This window comes from Magnetococcales bacterium (assembly GCA_015228815.1).
Classification (GTDB): domain Bacteria; phylum Pseudomonadota; class Magnetococcia; order Magnetococcales; family UBA8363; genus UBA8363.
In genome coordinates this window covers 16,647-35,842 of record JADGCV010000038.1, presented here as the reverse complement: position 1 = coordinate 35,842, position 19,196 = coordinate 16,647, and the positions used below count along the sequence as shown (strand labels likewise).

10 protein-coding genes and 2 pseudogenes are annotated in these 19,196 nt (G+C 56.8%); 9 read left to right on the top strand and 3 right to left on the bottom strand.

Going from position 1 to position 19,196, the window contains the following annotated elements:
- Both HQL76_14475 and HQL76_14470 read left to right on the top strand, forming a co-directional pair.
- Nucleotides 1-3,811: cadherin-like domain-containing protein (locus HQL76_14475; protein MBF0110371.1), on the top strand; the 3,811-nt coding region annotated here is incomplete at its 5' end.
- Between the two features lie 64 nt (nt 3,812-3,875).
- Nucleotides 3,876-5,722, top strand: a pseudogene (locus HQL76_14470) (ATP-binding cassette domain-containing protein).
- Here the strand turns inward: HQL76_14470 and HQL76_14465 are convergent.
- A complete protein-coding gene (locus tag HQL76_14465; protein ID MBF0110370.1) occupies nt 5,703-5,987 on the bottom strand; it encodes a hypothetical protein in 285 nt (94 codons plus the stop codon). The pseudogene HQL76_14470 and the gene HQL76_14465 overlap by 20 nt on opposite strands.
- On the opposite strand from HQL76_14465, the gene HQL76_14460 reads away from it, so the two are divergent.
- The 3 genes from HQL76_14460 (at nt 5,977) to HQL76_14450 (ending at nt 8,544) form a co-directional block, all read left to right on the top strand.
- Nucleotides 5,977-6,387, top strand: coding sequence for an HlyD family efflux transporter periplasmic adaptor subunit (locus HQL76_14460; GenBank protein ID MBF0110369.1), 411 nt, complete (start codon nt 5,977-5,979; stop codon nt 6,385-6,387). The genes HQL76_14465 and HQL76_14460 overlap by 11 nt on opposite strands.
- Before the next feature lie 128 nt (nt 6,388-6,515).
- Complete coding sequence (locus HQL76_14455) at nt 6,516-7,061, top strand: toxin-activating lysine-acyltransferase (GenBank protein MBF0110368.1); 546 nt, start codon at nt 6,516-6,518, stop codon at nt 7,059-7,061.
- Between the two features lie 481 nt (nt 7,062-7,542).
- Nucleotides 7,543-8,544 (top strand): hypothetical protein, encoded by a 1,002-nt coding sequence (locus tag HQL76_14450; GenBank protein ID MBF0110367.1) that lies wholly within the window; start codon nt 7,543-7,545, stop codon nt 8,542-8,544.
- Between the two features lie 3,439 nt (nt 8,545-11,983).
- On the opposite strand, the pseudogene HQL76_14445 reads toward HQL76_14450, so the two are convergent.
- Together HQL76_14445 and HQL76_14440 are read right to left on the bottom strand one after the other, a co-directional pair.
- A pseudogene (locus tag HQL76_14445) lies at nt 11,984-12,325 on the bottom strand (hypothetical protein).
- 1,104 nt (nt 12,326-13,429) lie between these two features.
- On the bottom strand, nt 13,430-13,663 hold the full coding sequence (locus tag HQL76_14440; GenBank protein MBF0110366.1) for a hypothetical protein: 234 nt from the start codon (nt 13,661-13,663) through the stop codon (nt 13,430-13,432).
- Nucleotides 13,664-14,180: 517 nt separating this feature from the next.
- Here HQL76_14440 and HQL76_14435 point away from each other — a divergent pair.
- The 4 genes from HQL76_14435 to recJ all read left to right on the top strand — a co-directional run bounded on the left by HQL76_14435 (nt 14,181) and on the right by recJ (nt 19,190).
- Nucleotides 14,181-14,672 carry a cyclic nucleotide-binding domain-containing protein gene (locus HQL76_14435; GenBank protein MBF0110365.1) on the top strand — a complete coding sequence of 164 codons (492 nt, stop codon included), beginning with the start codon at nt 14,181-14,183 and terminating at the stop codon, nt 14,670-14,672.
- A 146-nt stretch (nt 14,673-14,818) separates the two neighbouring features.
- Nucleotides 14,819-16,132 carry a homoserine dehydrogenase gene (locus HQL76_14430; protein MBF0110364.1) on the top strand — a complete coding sequence of 438 codons (1,314 nt, stop codon included), beginning with the start codon at nt 14,819-14,821 and terminating at the stop codon, nt 16,130-16,132.
- A 161-nt stretch (nt 16,133-16,293) separates the two neighbouring features.
- Nucleotides 16,294-17,436, top strand: coding sequence for a hypothetical protein (locus HQL76_14425; protein MBF0110363.1), 1,143 nt, complete (start codon nt 16,294-16,296; stop codon nt 17,434-17,436).
- A complete protein-coding gene (gene recJ / locus HQL76_14420) occupies nt 17,433-19,190 on the top strand; it encodes a single-stranded-DNA-specific exonuclease RecJ (protein MBF0110362.1) in 1,758 nt (585 codons plus the stop codon). Before HQL76_14425 ends, recJ begins: the two co-directional genes overlap by 4 nt.
- Nucleotides 19,191-19,196: the final 6 nt, after the last annotated feature.

The window sequence follows — 19,196 nt, the reverse complement described above, 5'->3', positions numbered from 1 at the left end:
CGGCGATCCCCTGTCCATTGTCCTCGATGACAAGATGGACCAGGTCCCGGGTGCGGAAAAAGGCAACGCGGACGCCATGGGCAGTCATTTTGCCAATCCAAATTTTCCCGCAGCCCGTCTGATCGAATACTGGGATCCGCAATACAAACAAATGCGTATCGATCAGGTGCGTCAGATTGCCCAACAGGGGTACGATGGGGTTTTTCTTGATGTCCTGGATGCCTATGCCCAGTGGGAGGCGCATTCCAACCTGACCGGAATCGACTATATGGAGGAGATGGCCCGTTTTGTCATCGAACTCGCAACCACCATTCGCACCGACTTTCCTGAGTTCCAGCTGGTCGCCAACAATGGCATGGAATTGTATTTTTCTCAGAGCACCGATCCGATGGGGAAAAGCTACATCGATGTGATTTCCGCCCAGGCCAAGGAATGTACCTGGTATGGCGAGAACGGACCGGTCGTGGGGGATTATCTCGATACCGATTTCAATTACCTGAATATGGCTCGGGAGCGCGGAGTGGAGATCATTTCCATCGACTATCCCAACGTTACCGGCGGTGCTTATGGTGATGTCCAGGCCTATTTCGATGCGGCCATGGCATTTGGCGCTTTGCCGAATGCCTATCCTGTCCTTCTCGATGGCTTTCCCGAAATCAATAAACTGCTTCATGGACAGTTTCCGTACAATCTTCTCCGGGAGGAAATGCTGCCCGTCGTCGTCGGCACGGCGATGGCCGATACCCTGTCGGGGACCGAGGGAAATGATCTTCTCATGGGGGGAAGCGATCCCCTGTTGGCGGGTACCTCCGATGGGAACAGTGGTGGTGACGATTGGCTCTCCGGCGGTGGCGGCCATGACCGTCTTTACGGATGGGGAGGGAACGATGTGTTGTCGGGGGGGGCAGGACGGGATGTGCTGTCGGGGGAGATGGGTAACGATACCTTGTGGGGCGGTGATGAGGCCGATGCCTTGTACGGTGGCCTGGGGGACGACCTGTTATCGGGTGAAGGAGGAGGCGATCGCATTCTTGGCGGAGATGGAACCGACACCCTTTCGGGAGGGGCGGGGGATGACACCCTCCTGGGGGGGGCGGGCATCGATACGGCCTGGTTTTCCCATGCCGCGGGTGACTATCGGTTCACTGCAACGGCAGATGGAATGCAGGTTTCGGCCAGGAGCGGGGGTGATGGGGAGGATTGGTTGGTGGATGTGGAGCGGCTACAGTTTGCCGATCGCCTGCTGTACCTGGATGGCGCCAACAATGCCCCGATCGTGTCGGCGCATCCCGGGTGGTCGCTTCTTCAGGGAGAGAACCTGACCATCACTCGCGAGCAACTCCTGGCCCAGGCGGTCGATCTTGAAGGAAATTCCTTGTCGGTGACCTCTGTCCTGGCAACGGGAGGAACGCTGACGCAGCTCAATGAAACCACCTGGCTGCTCAATCCCGCAGTCGATTTTTCAGGTACCCTGTCCCTGGACTTCGAGGTGCATGACGGCAGCGCCAGTACATGGGCCAGCGCTTCGGTGACCGTATCGCCGGTGAATCATGCCCCAACCGTGACCCTTGTTCCGGAATGGACCCTGGAAGAGGATGGAAACGGGACAATCCTGGCCGTGGATCTGTTGACCGGCAGTGTCGATGGCGATGGAGATCTTCTGGTGGTGTCGGGGTTGACGGTCGATTCGGGGACATTGAGCCATGTGGGCGATGGTGTGTGGCGTTATGATCCGGATCCTGATTTTCATGGGGAGGTGGCCCTTTCCTGGCAGGTGAACGATGGAGAATATTCCATCGCTGCCAGTGGACGTGTGACCGTGACCCCGGTCAACGATGCCCCTGTATCAATGAATCCGCTTTCGTTTGAAATCAATCTGGGTGATGCCCTTCTTTTGACCGATACCGCCTTGTTGCAGGGGGCCACGGATGCGGATGGGGATTTACTTTCCGTGGGAAACCGATCACTGAGCCAGGGAATCGTGGTGGATTCCGGCGACGGTTCCTGGACTCTGATTCCCGAGGAGGGATATCTGGGAACCATGACGTTACTTTATGAAATCGGTGATGGGATGACGGTGACCCCGTTTCAGGCGGAGATAACGGTCAACCCCCGGGGGGCAGTGATCACGGGATCCTCGACCGACGATACCCTGTACGGCAGCGCGGAAGTGGATACCCTTCTCGGCGGCGAGGGCAACGATACTCTGGGAGGCGATGGGGGCGACGATTATCTTTTCGGCGCGACGGGTGATGATCTGTTGGCGGGGGATGCGGGGGCGGATCGGCTTTTCGGAGGGGAGGGGCAGGATACTTTGTATGGTTGGACCGGAGATGATCTGTTGGAGGGAGGGGCGGGCGATGATGTCCTGGCGGGGGACGACGGCCATGATTCCTTGCGTGGTGGTACCGGCGCCGATGAACTCTTCGGATGGAATGGGAATGACCTTTTGGAAGGGGGGGCGGGGGCGGATGTTCTGAGTGGCGAGGCGGACAATGATACCTTGTGGGGAGGAGACGACAACGATTCCTTGTATGGGGGCGCCGGGAGCGATGTCCTTGCGGGTGGTTCCGGGGACGACGGGTTTTATGGGGATGGCGGCGCCGACCAGATGGATGGCGGGGAGGGGTTCGATTTTGTCAGCTATCAAAGTTCCACGGCGGGGGTTGTTGTCGATTGGACGATGGGGTCCGGGACGGGTGGCGACGCGCAAGGGGATGCGTATGCCGGCATTGAGCGGGTCATCGGGTCTGCGTATGCCGATACCTTGATCGGATCGGCGGCCCAGGAATTCCTGGAGGGCGGTAACGGGGCCGATCTTCTGATGGGAGGTGGTGGCGCCGATTCGTTGATCGGGGGCAGTGGGATCGATACGGCAAGTTATTCCGGATCCGCCGGAGCGGTTACCATCAATCTGGGTACGGGAATCGTTTCCGGTGGTGACGCGGAGGGGGATTCACTGGTCAGCATCGAAAACCTTACCGGATCGCTGTCGGCGGACACACTGACCGGTTCGACGGCGGCCAATGTCCTTCAAGGAGGGGCTGGAAACGATCGGCTGGATGGAAGTGGCGGAAACGACACCCTTTATGGTGGTGATGGGGCCGATACTCTGATCGGTGGCAATGGTACCGATACCGCTTCCTACGCGATGTCCGGTACTGGCGTGACCGTGAATTTGACGTCGGGTTCGGGCAGTGGTGGGGAAGCTCAGGGAGATACCTTGACGACCATCGAAAACCTGACCGGATCGCAGCAGGGTGATACCTTGACGGGTTCTTCGGCCATCAACGTCCTGGATGGCGGCGCGGGAGACGATCTGCTGGATGGTGCGGGTGGCAATGACATTCTGATGGGGGGAAGTGGTGTCGATACCCTGATCGGTGGTGGTGGGGTCGATCTTCTGACGGGCGGGGCGAACGCGGACCAATATCGAATCGGTCGTGGCGGTGGACAGGACCTGGTGAACAACGCCGGGCAAACGGGAACGGGCGATCAGATCTGGCTGGAAGACGGTATCGCCTGGGACCAGCTCTGGTTCCGTCAAAATGGTAATGATCTGAGTATGGAGATCATCGGAACTTCCGATGGGGCCACGATTCAGGGATGGTATGCCGACGCGGCCAACCGTGTGGATCGTATCGAAACGACCTCGGGGGCCTATCTTTTGGAATCGCAGATTCAGCAATTGGTCAACGCCATGGCGGCGTTTGCCCCACCCGCTCAGGGAGAGACCAGCCTTTCACAGGAATACCGTAACACCCTGGAACCGGTGTTGGCTGCATCGTGGCAGCAGCACCATGTCCCCTGAGTTGCCTTCTCTCCCTCAAGGTCCTTCCGTTTCCGACCAGGACAGGACCCGTGAAAAAGGAGAGATGGTTGCGCCAGTGTCTTCCGCCCGTGCCACCTCGGAAGAAGGGATCGATACAGGGCTTGCGTGTCTGGCGCTGATGTTTCGCGCCTTGGGGTTGGCCGCCGATCCGGATCATTTGCGTCATGAACACGGTCCAGCGGATGGTTTTTTTACCATGGAAGACATGTTGCGATGTGCCAAGCGTCATGATGTCAAGGCCAGGCATCTTGTTTCCACTTGGGAACGGCTGGAAACAACCCCATTGCCCGCCATTGCCCGGTTCCATGAGGGACACTTTGTGATCCTGGCCAAGGTGGCCGCGGACATGGTACTGCTTCATGATCCGCTTCATGGTCGTCCGGTGTCTCTGTCGCGCAATGCCTTTGAGGAACGGTGGCAAGGAGATCTGCTCCTGTTGGTTTCCCGTGCCCAGGCAACAGGGGCGGCGCGTCGTTTCGATGTCACCTGGTTCATTCCTGCAATCGTCAAACATCGCCGTCTTTTCGGCGAGGTGATGTTGGCTTCATTTTTTTTGCAACTGTTTGCCCTGGTGATGCCGCTTTTTTTCCAGGTAGTGATCGACAAAGTCCTGGTGCATCATGGTTATACCACGCTTCACGTCATGATCGTTGGCCTGATGCTCATTTCCCTCTTCGAGAGTCTGTTGGGGGGGTTGCGCACTTATATTTTTTCTCATACGACCAATCGGGTTGACGTTGAATTGGGAGCGGCCCTTTTTCGCCACCTTACCAACCTTCCCATGGCCTATTTTGGGGCGAGGCGCATTGGTGATACGGTAGCCCGGGTTCGCGAGTTGGAAAATATACGCAATTTTCTTACCGGGTCGGCCTTGACGCTGGTCTTGGATTTGTTTTTCACTTTTGTTTTTTTGTGGGTCATGTTTTATTATGCCCCCCTGCTGACGTGGGTGGTGATGGGAACCATTCCTTTTTATGTTCTGCTGTCCCTGATTGTCACACCGATACTTCGTCGCCGATTGGATGACAAATTCAGACGAGGGGCTGAAAACCAGTCGTTCCTGGTCGAGGCGGTCGCTGGCGTGGAAACCATCAAATCGCTTGCGGTGGAACCCCAGATGCGCTCCCACTGGGAAAAACAACTCGCTGGATATGTCCATTCCAGTTTTCGGTCGTCGCACCTGGGAAATATTGCCAATCAGTGCGCCAGTCTTGTCAATAAAGTGGGCACGGCCCTGGTTCTTTGGTTTGGCGCCTACATGGTTCTTGAGAACACCCTGACCTTGGGGCAACTGGTGGCCTTCAACATGCTTTCCGGGCGTGTCAGTGGTCCCATCTTGCGGATTGCCTCCTTATGGCAGGAATTTCAACAGGTCCGGATTTCCCTGGAACGATTGGGCGATCTGCTCAATACCCCCACCGAACCGGTGGCGGGGAAGGGACGAACCTCTTTGCCGGGGATCAAGGGACAGGTCCGTTTTGATGCGGTCACCTTCCGCTATCATCCGGGTGGCCGTGAAATCTTGCGTCAGATCTCTCTGGATGTGGCCCCGGGCCAGATCGTGGGGGTTGTGGGTTCTTCGGGATCTGGCAAAAGCACCCTGGTCAAACTGATGCAGAGGCTGTTCGTTCCCGAGAGCGGACGGGTTTTGGTGGATGGCGTCGATCTGATCATGGTGGATCCGGCATGGTTTTGGTGGATGGCGTCGATCTGATCATGGTGGATCCGGCATGGTTGCGGCGACAAATCGGGGTGGTGTTGCAGGAAAATCAAGATGATCCGCTCCGAAAGGGAAAAAATGCGGCAACGTCTTCCTCTGGTCGAGAAGCGGGTGGCGGCACGAAAAAAGTTGGCCGAAAGTGGATATGGTTCATGGTTGATCTATTATGAGGCCGAAGAGGAACGAATCGAAATTCATGGTGAATTGCAGAGTCAAGAAGGGCGGATGGAACAGGCTCGGTTGGCCCTGGAAGGATTGAAGGAATCGCGCCATCACACGGAAGCTCAGTTTCGTCAGGATGTGCTGCATCGACTGTTGGAGGCGGAACGGCGCAAGGCAGGGGGCAGGCAGGAGTTGGAAAAAGCCCGCAAACGATTGGAACGGCAATTTTTGACCGCTCCCGTGACCGGATTGGTGCAGCAACTTGCGGTCCATACCCTGGGTGGTGACTCCAGCCCAGAATCTTCTTGTAATCGTCCCGATCGGAGAGAAAGTGGAAGTGGAAGTCATGATCCTGAACAAGGATATCGGCTTTGTCACTCCCTCATTGACTGCCGCGGTCAAGGTTGATGCTTTTCCTTATACCAAGTATGGGACCATTACGGGTCATGTGGTCACGATTTCCAGTGATTCGGTGGCGAATGATACTCTGGGGATGGTATTTCCTGCCCGGATTGAACTGGAACGCGCCTTTTTCCGGACCCGTGAGAAGGATGTTTCCTTGACGCCAGGCATGACGGTGACGGCCGATATTACCATCGGGGATCGGCAACTCATTGAATACCTGCTGGCGCCATTGATGCAGATTCAGTCGAATAGTTTTCGTGAAAACTAAGATTGTAATATCATTTCTTCGTTACTGATCATGATTGACAAGTTGCCGTGATCCTCATAGATTCTTTCTGATGATCGATTACCCTTGTCCGATGGGGCGATCTGAGGGATCATTTTAATGGATATGAAATGGAGATTGTCAAAGTGAACGAAAAGAGTTCTCAAGGTGATCCACAAGCCATTTCCTTGCATGCCGACGCTGCGTCGATCCTGGGAAAAGCAATCTGGTTGATGAGTAAATCGCCTGGACATCGACGGTGGGAAGTGGGGGTGATTGAAGATTTGGTGATGGAACCCATTCGTCGTCGCCAGTTCAAGCTCTATGTCAAGGACAATGTCCCCGTTGCCTTTGTGACATGGGCATGGCTTTCGGACGAGGCGGAAAAGGGATTGATCCATAGCCTGATGCATCTTCGATCCCGTGATTGGCATTGTGGCGAGAACTTATGGATCGTTGACATTGTGGCCCCCTTTGGTGGGGAGGGGCATGTCTTGTCCGATCTGATTGGGAAAGTTTTCCGAAATGAGAAAGGTAAGATATTGCGTCCATCACGGTCGAGGGTTGGAATTGACGTTGTCTTGTGGGAGGGGGGAAAGACCAACCCATTGGAATTATTGAATGCTCAAGGGGACTCGGTGCATCTGGATTCTGGGGCGATGGCCAGGGAAAATTGACGACCAGGTGTGTTGGGGATTGAGTCCTGGAAGGGGTAATTTTTCCCGGAATGTTTTTGGAAAGATTATAAATATCGGAATCGATAAGGAGGCACATATGACCGCCGTTAATAATATTTTTATCATATTCGCCTTGATCATATCTCTTTCTGGTAGCCTTTGGATTGATTCTTCCGATGCCGATGGAAAAGAGGGACAATCCTCTGCGCCGGCAGGGACGGTCACAGGGGAAGGGGATGCGACATCAGGGATGAGTTTTCATGGTATGAAGGGTGATTCAATTTTGTTTCCACCCCTCGCGAAAGATGCCAACGGACGAACGCTTTTGGTGCGACACGTTCTTCGGGTAGAGCCTTGTGGTCAAAAGGCAGTGATCGCGCTTGTCGGATCGCGTTGGTACTGGCGGCATATCGAGACTGGAGCGGTGATTCCACTGCCCAGGTTCCAGGTTCCACCGCTGAACGGAGGGCCGGGATTTTTCATGACCTGTTCCCCGGATGGGATGGAGGTGTTCACGAAGAACATGTTGCAGTTGGAACCTTTTGTCATCCAACGGGGGACAGTTCTTTTTCGCATGAAGGATAACAGTATCCATCTGGTATCCAATCTGGGACTGCTCCTGGAATGGTCGCCGGATGGGAAAAAGGTGGCTGTTTATTGGCCCGGGTATGGATCGGACGAACCGGCTCCGGAGCGGGGCGGCAACCAGTTTGACAGAATGTGGGTCAAGTTTCCGGATGATTTCGAGTATCAAACAATCCTGGTCAATTTTGGGGTGGAAAAGAACGAATGGGTTGGTGCCATCGGCAGAGGATTGCGATGGAAGGACGAAAAAAATCTCGTGGGTACATTTGCTTCGTCCAAGTATTGGGAACGCAAGCCGGTTGACGATCGGAAGAATGTGGTGGGCCTGTTGCCGGTAGATCAAGGATTTCGCCAAGGGAGCGTTACGGAACTGCCAATTGTTGCGGATGGGGTTCATGATGATACGGGAGAAGTTCCAACGATTCATATCCAAAAAGATTTGATGTTGATGCTACGTTCGGAACGGATGTACCCTCCTCCGGGCGGATGGAATCATTCAATGGTGGCGTATGAAATATTCGACAAAAATTATGATTGGAAGATTCCGACCCAGGGGCTCTATTCCTATCAACCCGATACCGCGGGTCAATTAAGATGGCACGAAGTATGGAGAAGCCCGGAACCGGCGGCGAAAATGTTGGCGCATGGGGATGATCTGTGGTTGTTGATGCGCAATCCTCGATTCAATATGGGAAGTATTAACCCATATATTGTTCGAGTACAGAAATTAGATCCCAGGACATGGAAGGTCACCTGTGAATTTGAGGACAGTTATTACGAATTCATGGAGGTGAATGGCAATCTGTTTTATTACGAACTGGATGCCCAGGGATGGCGATCTCCTTTTTCGCTCTGGCTGGATCCCAATCCGTGCCATGGTCGCAAAAATGTCAAGTGATGATATATACTATTATATTTTCATTGGGTTCCGGTGACCTTGGATTTCTCTGGATAGAAAAAATGACGAAAACCCTGGGGTTCGTTTGTCGCTTACGAAGAACCTACCATTGAATCTGGTCGATGTTGGAAAACTCGATGGTGGAACCGTCTTCGAGGGTGATGGTCCCCGATGCGTTGGGATCGTCGAAAATGATGCTGCCATCGCCATCCATCGTGTAGGCGCTGTCGGAATCCAAAGTCCAGTCGCCCACGCTTTCCATGTTGTCCGTCGGACCACCTGAAACATTCTCCAAGTGAATGGCATCCAGCCAGCCATCTCCCGTGCCACCATCGACATAATCCAGGCCATCCCCATCACCAAAGATGAAAAGATCGTTTCCCTCGCCACCCATCAGCCAATCCTCTCCCGCTCCTCCCCCCAGGACATCATCCCCGCTCCCTCCAGTGATCGTGTCATCGCCCGCGGCGCCCGTCAAAACATCATGGCCACTGCCGCCCACAAGATTCAGACCGGCAACCTCACCCCCCGAACCGTCCGCTTCACCCTGGTCTTCCACTTCATCGACATCGGCCCCCCCCGATTGAGATTGCTCATGATCTTCCGGGTCGTCCAGGTTCAGATTGAAATGGATTTCTTCCCCCTGGTGGACATGAACCGCATCGCCTCCCAGAACATTGGCATCGCCATTGTCCCAGTCGGCCCCTTCTTCCGCCTGGATTTCCTCTCCATTGATGGCAATCTTGTCCACCAGTACCTGGTTGCCGCCATCATCGACCGATTCGATGGAAATGACCCGCGATCCATCTCCCAAATCGACCCCTTCGAAACGGAACGTTTCCCATTCCCCCTGGCTTTGAACCGCTTCAGCTGAGAACGGTCCACCCGCAATGGCTTCTCCGTCGATGTAGACCTCGAACAGGCAGTCGGTGCCGTTTCCTTGATGGGCAACGGTCACTTCCAATACATCATCCCCTTCACCTACAGTAACGATCTGGGTATCGGCATCACCGCCGTCGCCCTTGGAACCACCGCCTTTGGAGCCACCATCGCTCTGGGAGCCACCGCTTTTGGACCCGCCGCCGCTCTGGGAGCCACCGTCCTTGGACCCGCCGCTTTTGGACCCGCCCCCTTGAGAGCCTCCATCCTTCGACCCGCTCCCTTGAGAGCTTTCCTCCTTGGATCCTCCATCATCTTCGGGTATGGCCGGTTGCGAATCGGCGTCGGCAAAAACATCGACGGCGATCTGGCCTTCGGTGACTTGAATATCGTTGCCATCCAGCGTGGTGATCCGGATCCCCAGATTGAAGTTGTCATCGACCCCCTCGGGAAGGTTGACCTTCAATCCTGGAATATTCCAGGCAACAGGGGCACCATTGTCATTGAACGCCGTCTGGGAAAGGTTCGATTGCGGTAATTCCCACGTATGATCAGGACCCGCCTGTCCGATGTTGAAGGTGGCGCCCTCCGGAACATCGGTAAGAATGATGTTTCCTGACAATGTTTCGGAACCATCCTGGTCACCAAGAGCAAATCCAATGTCCAGTTCGACCTCGGTTCCTTGATCTCCACCGGTCGAGCCTTCGCCGATCACATCACCACTTCCTGCGGATCCCCCACTTCTGGATCCTCCACCTTTTGAACCACCACCTTGTGATTCGCCGTCCCGAGACCCACCTCCCTTGGACCCACCTCCCTTGGACCCACCTCCCTTGGACCCGCCATCCGTTGACCCACCCCCCTCGGACCCACCGATCTTGGATCCACCGTCCTGTGACCCACTGCCCTCGGACCCGCCGCTCTTTGATCCACCCCCCTTGGATCCACCGTCCTGTGACCCACCCCCCTCGGACCCACCGCTTTTGGATCCCCCCCCCTTGGACCCGCCGCTTTTGGACCCGCCGCCTTTGGAACCTTGATCTTCCTGTTCGTTGGGTTCCGGTTGGACTTCCGTGGGTCTGCTGGCAGTTGTGAAAGCAACCTCGTCGGCATCGGGATTGACGATGACATCGACTTCTCCGTGGGTCACCCGAACTTCATCTCCTTCCATGGTGACGATGCGAATGCCGAGGCTGAAATCCTGGTCGCTGTTCTCGGGTGGCGTGATGGCAAGATCGGGTATTTCCCAGGCCACCGGTTGTCCCTGATCATTGCGGGCGACAACGTGCAGATCTTCTTGAGAAATGACCCATGTGTCACCCGGACCCGGCTCACCGACGTTCAATTGCGCCCCTTCGGGAATCCGGGTCAGGACAATGTTCCCCGAGAGAGACTCGGAGCCATCCTGATCCTGAAGGGCAAACTGGATGTCCAGGGGGATGGCGTTGTCTTCGGTTCCGGAGGCCATACCGGTTTCAATATCCGCCTGATCGGCGACCGCCGTCAGTTCGATGTGGAATTCACCGGTTTCGGTATGGACATCATCCCCGTCACGAATCGAGACCGATACCCCCAGGTTGACATCAGCATCGCTATCCTCCGCTGGGGTCATGGTCAATCCGGGAATCTCCCAGGAGATGGGATCTCCCTGGGCATTGGTTTCCGTAACGGCAAGATCCTCCTGGGAAATAATCCATGTGTTTCCCGGACCGGCTTCTCCCAGATTTAGGGTCGCCCCTTCGGGAACGTTGCTGATGACAATATTGCCGGAAAGGCTTTCGGAGCCGTCGCTGTCGTTGAGTTCGACATGAATGTTCAGGGGAATGGCCTGATCCTCGACCCCATGCGCATCCTGAAGTGTCAGGGTTGGCGGATCGGCATCGGGAACGATCGAGACATCGATGGTCCCGGAGACGGTACGGGTATCACTGCCATCAATGCTTGTGGCAGTCACACCCAGGGTAAAATCGGCATCCGAATCATGGGGGGGCGTGATCTCCAAACCTTCAAGATCCCCGGCGTTCAAGGTCCAGGTGCCATCGACGTTGTGTGTCCCCGCCGAAAGTTCCGCACCCTCCGGAAGCCCTGAAATGGTGATCGACAGTGACTCGGAACCATCGGTATCGGCCAACGTTGCAAGAATATCCAGGGGAATCGGCGTATCCTCGGTCCCGGTGGCATCATTGACGACGAGAGAAGGCGGGTCGGCATCCGGTGCAACATCCACATGAACCACACCCGTGACACTGCGCGTCGCTCCACCATTGATCTCAGTGGCCGTGGCCGTTACCGAAAGGGTGAAATTGGCGTCGGAGTCAACCGGCGGGGTAATGGTCAAATGCTCCACATCGCCAGCACCCAAAGTCCAGGTTCCATTGCCATTGTCGATTCCGGAAGACAATTCCGCGCCATCCGGTACACCCGAAATGGTTATGGACAACGATTCGGAACCATCGACATCGCTCAAAGCCGCGGAAAAATTTAATTCGATCGCCGTATCTTCAAGTCCGCTCGAATCGGCAACTTCAACTACCGGTGCTTCCGCGGTTGTATCGGCAATAGGCTCGGACTCTGGTTCAGGCTCTGACTCTGGCGCGGGTTCAGGCTCAGGTTCTGGTTCGGGCTCAGGCTCTGGCGTGGGTTCAGGCTCAGGTTCTGGTTCGGGCTCAGGCTCTGGCGTGGGTTCAGGCTCAGGTTCTGGTTCGGGCTCAGGCTCTGGCGTGGGTTCAGGCTCAGGTTCTGGTTCGGGCTCAGGCGCGGGTTCGGGCACAGGCGTGGGCACGGGTTCAGGCACAGGCGCGGGTTCGGGCGCGGGTTCGGGCTCGGGTTCAGGCACAGGCACAGGCACAGGCGCGGGCACGGGTTCGGGCTCCGTTTCCGGCTCTGATTCCGCTTCTGGATCAAGCGTTGTCCCGGATACCGGTTCGGACTCTGAAGCGGGCTCTGGTGTATGCACAGGTTCCGACGCTGGTTCGGAAATCGGCACGGCGGCAGGTTCAGGGGTGGATCGTGGCGTTTGTGCTGGAACGGAAGCGGGCTCGGGTTCGGAGATGGCAGACGTTTCCTGAACCGGAGGTGTTTCCGGAGTTTGTCGCGGCGGGTCTGTCTGCGTTGCAGCGGCGGGTGGCTCCGCATCGGCGACCGTTTTCCCAGTTTGAACCGTTTCCGTCGCCACGGACTGTTGGGGAGCGATACCCGGTCCAGGGACGGACGTTTCAGGGAAAGCGGTGGCAGATTCTCCGGGAGAAGCGTCGGCGCCTGGCCTGGTGGTATCGATCTCGTTTTCCGTTTCGACCGACCTGGTTCCCGGATTTCCCTCCAGGTCCGGGACAAGGTTCAACCCTTCCTCCCCGGAAATGGTTCCAGATGAGGATCCGACCCCTTCCGCCGAATTTTCCTCCGCTTCCGACCTGGGTTGGGAAGTGGCAAGATTCGGCTCGGGTATTTCAAAGGTATCGCCCGTCGCCGCCGTTTGTCCGACCTCCAATCCATCGATGATCCCCCCCGACATGGCGTTGAGACCATCGACAAAGCCATCCTCGGTGCGCCCGCGATCGCTGCCCATCTGAATGTTGGCTGCCAGGGCCTGATCATTGGCCCCTTCCCCATCGGCGTATATGTTTTCCTCGGCTCCAAGATCCTGGGTTCGGACCTCCTGCAAGACCGTCAGGTCATCAAGATTTTGCCGTTCCTCGTTCTGTCCGTGTTGGAGTTCGCCAGTAACCAATCCAGAATCTTCCGCCATGGGGCCTGCTCCCGTCCTGCATGATACGATGATGATTCCCGGAATGTTCCGGGAAGTGCGTTCCCGGTCATTCTCATTTCTTTATCGAAGGCAGGCCGTTGGATCATCAAAGTGCCATTTTTGTATTACTGTGCCGCCTCTCTTTATCCGTTATACAACATCCGCCCAATTTTTGCATTATCGATTTTTTTTGTAACGGACTGTCATGCTCCATCGGACGAACGGTTGGCGACCGCGCCTGAAGGGACCGATCCTGGCTTCTCAGTCGATATTGGCCATGACACAACGACGGACAAAGCCATAGTCATAATTGGCCAGGTCGCACACGAGTCTGAAGTTGTGTCCCGCATCACGAAACCAGCGGCGGGCGTCTTCTTTCTGGATCGGGTCTCGATTGAACAGGGCATCGGAAATCGCCGAATCGAGGACCGCGATCCACAGGCGTTGTTCCGGAGTTTTGGGTGGTTCGTTCCATACGCTTTCAAAGGTTTCCATTTTTTGACTCCTTTTTATTGGCAGGCGATCGATCATCGGGATCGGGTTCGATGCGCGGACCTTGACCACCACCGATCCTCCATGGCCCGAACCGATCGTTTTCCCACACGCCAAGCCATCCCTTTCGACAATCATTCGTGAAAATAAACTCCCCTGGTCCATCGGAGTTCATGTATTGATCGTCATTCCATCACTGCCGTTTACAGAGGAGATTGCATTTTCCGGGCCTGGACCCGGATAAAATATTTTTACAATGTTTTTCAACAATTTGAAAGAAAATTATCGAATGTTTCATGATGTGAGGTTTGGTATTTGTAAAATATTCTTTCGTTGACATGTAAAAAATATTTTCACATCCTCTTTCCCTCCATTCCAGGCCAACGTGTCCGCGACCAGGAGCAAGTGTTTCTTTTTCACGCATGAACATGGTACAAGAATAACGGAAGCGGAAAAAATGGGCCCAAAGGGTCGCAATCGAGTCAGAGATCAAATGGAATCGCGCCATTGGGGGCAGCGAATGATTACAAGTGTAATCCTGAAAGAGTTACCGTTTTTTCAATCATTCACCATGGGTGAGATTGATCGGCTCCTGGAAAATCCCGATCTTGTGGAGCACCACAAGCGCGGGGAATACATCATTGTCCAGGGGAGCGACCAGACCCGGGATCTTTTTGTTCTCGTCCGCGGGGAGGTCGAGATCACCAACGCCGACCACCAACACATCACCTATCTTGAGGCCGGCTCCATTTTTGGCGAAGTCTCCTTTATTACCAATCAGCCACGAATTTCCAACGTCGTCGCCCTGGGAGAGGTCATCGTCGTGCGCATCGACAAGAAATCGGTGGACAAGGTGGATCCCGGATTGCAACTCAAGATCAAGGATTCCCTGATCGATATTCTGATCTTGCGCCTTGGCGACATGAATCTGAAACTGGTCGAAAAAGACCGGGCCAATCTGGCCCTGATCAAAACGCTGCGCGAGCGGGGCGGACTGGAAGAGCCCGAGTGAAGGGAGGAACGGTCGAAAACGGGCCGACTTCCCATGACGTGCCGGAAAAAATGGTGTATGAACGGTTCACGCACGGCAAAAGTCCGGTCGGTTTCGTGTCTGTTCATGGCGCCTTGTCGCCCGATTGATCACTGGGAGGTGTCTCCTTGAAGGAACTCCGAATTGGCATGTTGGGTTTGGGTACGGTGGCCCGCGGGGTCGTGTCGATCCTGCACACCAATGGCGCCGAAATCGAACGCCGGACCGGCATCGCCCTGAAGCTGACTCGGGTTGCGACCCGGACTCCGGGAAAAACCTGGGGCTTGAACCTCGATGGGGTCGGCATCGATGACGATCTGGATGGTTTGGTCCAGGATCGGGCGGTGGATGTCGTGGTCGAATTGATGGGGGGGCTGGATCCGGCGGAGCGGCTGCTCCTTGCCGCGTTGCGGGCGGGCAAGGATGTGGTCACGGCCAACAAGGCCCTGATCGCGGAACGGGGACTGAACCTGTTCGACGCCGCCAGAATCCATCGACGGGAGATTTGTTTCGAGGCGGCTGTCGCCGGGGCCGTGCCGATCGTCAAGGCGATTCGGGAAAGTCTGGCCGCCAATCGCATCGAATCGATTCATGGAATCCTCAACGGCACCTGCAACTACATCCTGACGGAAATGCGCGAACGGGGACTTTCCTTTGCCGCCACCCTGGCCGAGGCGCAGACAAAAGGTTACGCCGAGGCCGATCCGTCGTTCGATGTGGACGGTATCGATACGGCCCACAAACTCGCCATCCTTGCCGCCATCGCCTGGGGAACCCCTCCCGCTTTTGGTTCCATCCATGTCGAAGGGATCCGCCAGATCGCCGACAGTGACATTGCCTGGGCGGAAGAGATGGGTTTCCGGATCAAACTCCTGGCCATCGCCAAGGAACGCGACCAGGGGTTGGAACTTCGGGTCCAGCCGACCCTCGTGGCGCAATCGAGCATGGTGGCGCAGGTCGATGGGGTATTCAACGCCGTCTTCGTCAAAGGAGATCATGCCGGAACGACCATGTACCACGGACGGGGGGCGGGAGAACGGCCAACGGCAAGTGCCGTGGTCGCCGATCTGGTCGATCTGGCGCGCAATCGCAACGCCGGTGGCGCCATGCGTGTTCCGCCATTGTCGGTCCTTCCCGAATCCCTGTCCCCCCTGCCGGTCCACGACATCGCCGATTTGCAGTGTCCCTATTATGTCCGGCTGGCGGTGATCGATCGTCCGGGCGTCCTGGCGGATATTACCGCCATTCTCGCGCAACACGGCATTTCCATCGACGCCATCCATCAGAAAGGACGTTCCGTGGCTCAAGAGGCAGTCGGATTGGTCCTCGTAACCCATGATTGCCTGGAGCGCGCCATGCAGGCAAGCCTGTCCGCGATCGAACGCCTGCGGACGGTCCAGGGAAAACCGGTGTTCATTCGCATGGAACCGGGTTTGACTTGAGAAGGATTCGGTCGTCGTATCGGGACGATCATCATCGGAAATGCACGTCCGGAGGGATTTTTCTCGGGGCTTTTCTTCGCATTCCTTCCCGGAGCGTATCACCCCCTTTTCTTTTGGCATCATGACGGGTCGGTAACGACCGGGAGATCCGGACCATCGACATGGCGGTATTGATCATTTTCCAGAACGGGTCGATGGATGATGCTTTCCAATTTCGCACGGTCATGCCCGAGGTGCATCGGTTTGCCGCAAAGACCGGTCGTGGTCTCCTCCTTCCAACCAAAGGGTCCGCACCCGTCATGTCGTGGGTGATGGCTTCGATGTTGTTTCCCGAAGACAGCGACACATTATTTTCCGGGCCGGACCTGCCGCGTGGGTATCTGGCCGCCCTGGGGACGGGGTTGGCACCCGAACCGTCCCAAACCTGGGCCGTCCTGTCCTTGACCCATTTGCGGCGCCACCAGGATCGCCTGGTCTTCGTCCAGGGCATGCCCGCTCCGGTGGACGAAACGGAACACCAGGCGCTTGTCGCATCGTTGCGTGCCCCCTTCGCCGACCTGGGCTGGACGATTCACGGGATGGCGGGCCGGGAAGCGATTCTTTCCACCACCATGGAATGTCCGGTCACCGTGGCTTCTCTGGATGAGGTCGGAGGTCGATCGCTGCTTGAGGTATTGCCCAGAGGGGACAAGGCGGGCCATCTGTTGCAGGTGTTGACCACGGGACAAATGATTCTGGCCCGCGCCCGAATCAACCAGGAACGGGTCGCCCGGGGATCTCTGGTGCTCAACACCCCCTGGATTCATGGCATCGGAACAGGGGTGGCGTTGTCCGGGCGGGACAATTTTGCAGGGACCCGGGGATTTTATTTCGGCGATGATCCCGTCGGGGGAGGATTGGCCCGGATGGCCGGATGGAAGGTGATGGACCCGGGTGGGGCACAGACAACGATCGGGGCGGTTACCCCAACGAATCCCTGGCCGACCGACATGATTGTCCAGGCGGCGCGGTCGGGACCGGTGTTGCTACAGTGTTCGGTCACCTCCGCCGATCATCTGCGCCGGACCGGTCATGAAACAGTCCGCCACCTGGGGGACGCCCTGGCGGCTGCCCGGCTGGGACTGCTGCTGCTGGCCGAAGAACGCATGGGTCGGCATGAAAACACAAACGATCCGGCGTCGATCGAATGGGGCTATTCCCGGGGACGGCAGCTTTCTTCAAGACAATGGTTTTGGAATCGGCGTACCTGGGGCAAAGGACCGACAATGGCCGTGGAACAGGGACGGGAGCTTTGGTTGACATGAGGGGGCCGCTATCTTTTTCCCGGAAACTATGGAAAACCAGGACAGACCCCTCGGAGCGCCATCGGCTGTTGGCCGGGGAAGCGGGGCTGGAAGCGTTTTTCTCGGGCATTCTCGCCGACCGCCAGTTGATGGACCTGGAGGAAATACAGTGCTTTCTCGAACCCCGGTTGGCCATGTTGGCCGATCCCATGGGATTGCTGGACATGGACAAAGGGGTATCGCGGATCGTCACGGCCCTGGAACGGCGGGAGCGGATCGCGGTTTTCGGTGATTACGATGTCGATGGCGCCACCTCGTCCGCCTTGTTGATCCGTTATTTCCGTGCCCTCGGGGTGGAGCTCCTGCTTTATGTGCCCGACCGTCTGGTCGAGGGATACGGACCCAACGATGCCGCGATGCGCTTCCTGGCCGCCGAAGGGGTGACGCTGGTGGTCACCGTGGATTGTGGCATCACCGCTCATGACGCGGTCGCAATGGCGCATTCGTTGGGAATGGATGTCATCGTCACCGACCATCACCTGCCCCGGGAAACCTTGCCAAAGGCGGTTGCGGTCATCAATCCCAACCGTCTGGACGAATCGTTTGCCCACAAGGAATTGGCCGGGGTCGGGGTTGCGTTCTATCTGGTCATGGCGTTGAATCGGGTGTTGCGCGAACGGGGGTTTTTCTCCGAGGCCCGGCCCCAACCGGACCTGAAATCGTTGCTGGATCTGGTGGCCGTGGGGACCATCGCCGACATGGCCCCCCTGATGGGCCTCAACCGGATCATGGTCAAGGTCGGCCTGATGGCAACCGAACACACCCGACACGCCGGATTGCGGGCATTGCAGGAATTGGCCCGCCTTTCCGGGCGGCTCAGCGCCGGTCAGGTGGGATTCCAGATCGGTCCCCGGATCAACGCGGGGGGGCGGTTGAGCCGGGGGCGTCTCGGCGCGGAACTGCTGGCGACCGATGACCCGCAACAGGCCATGGAAATCGCCCGCTTCCTGGAACAGGCCAACCGGGAACGCCAGACCATCGAGGAAAAAATACAGCGACAGGCCTTCGCGCAAATGACACTCCTGCCACCGGAACAATCGATCCATGGCCATGTGCTGGCCGACCGTGGCTGGCACCCAGGCGTGGTCGGGATCGTCGCTTCCCGCATCGCCGAAAAAACCCATCGGCCAACCATCGTCATCGCGCTGGACGAGCAGGGGATCGGCAAAGGTTCGGCCCGTTCGATTCCAGGCGTCAACCTGTTGCAGGCGATCGACGCATGCAGCTCCTTCCTGCTGGCGTTTGGCGGGCATCACGCCGCGGCGGGGTTGACCATCAGACAGGAACAATTGCCGCCGTTCACGGCAGCCTTCAACCGTTTTCTCGCCGAGAACACTCCGGAGGAGGTGTTTCAAATGGCCCTGCTCGTCGATGGCGTCACGCGCTTGAACGAGTTTTCCTTTGAATCGGTGGCACGGTTGGAACGGATGCAACCTTTCGGTCGCGGCAATCCGGAACCGGTATTCGTCTTCGAGAACGTTCGTGTGACCGGACCCCGCGTCCTGAAAGAACGGCATTTGAAATGCCATCTGGCCGATCTCGACGACAATACCCTCGATGCCATTGCCTTCAACGTTTTTCCCGGACCATTGGGGACGGGGATGATCTCGGGGGGGGGACGATTGGATGTCGCGGGGTCCTTGGGCATCAACCGTTATCAGGGACGTGAACGGGTTCAATTGGTGATTCGTGATGCCCGACCGGCGCGTCATTGACTTCGA

Bases quoted from the DNA above. Each gene is read 5' to 3' on its own strand.
- HQL76_14440 (MBF0110366.1), bottom strand. From the start codon at position 13,663: ATGGAAACCTTTGAAAGCGTATGGAACGAACCACCCAAAACTCCGGAA.
- HQL76_14455 (MBF0110368.1), top strand. From the start codon at position 6,516: ATGGAGATTGTCAAAGTGAACGAAAAGAGTTCTCAAGGTGATCCACAA.
- recJ (MBF0110362.1), top strand. From the start codon at position 17,433: ATGAGGGGGCCGCTATCTTTTTCCCGGAAACTATGGAAAACCAGGACA.
- HQL76_14435 (MBF0110365.1), top strand. From the start codon at position 14,181: ATGATTACAAGTGTAATCCTGAAAGAGTTACCGTTTTTTCAATCATTC.
- HQL76_14425 (MBF0110363.1), top strand. From the start codon at position 16,294: ATGGCGGTATTGATCATTTTCCAGAACGGGTCGATGGATGATGCTTTC.
- HQL76_14465 (MBF0110370.1), bottom strand. From the start codon at position 5,987: ATGGACCGCAAGTTGCTGCACCAATCCGGTCACGGGAGCGGTCAAAAA.
- HQL76_14450 (MBF0110367.1), top strand. From the start codon at position 7,543: ATGACCTGTTCCCCGGATGGGATGGAGGTGTTCACGAAGAACATGTTG.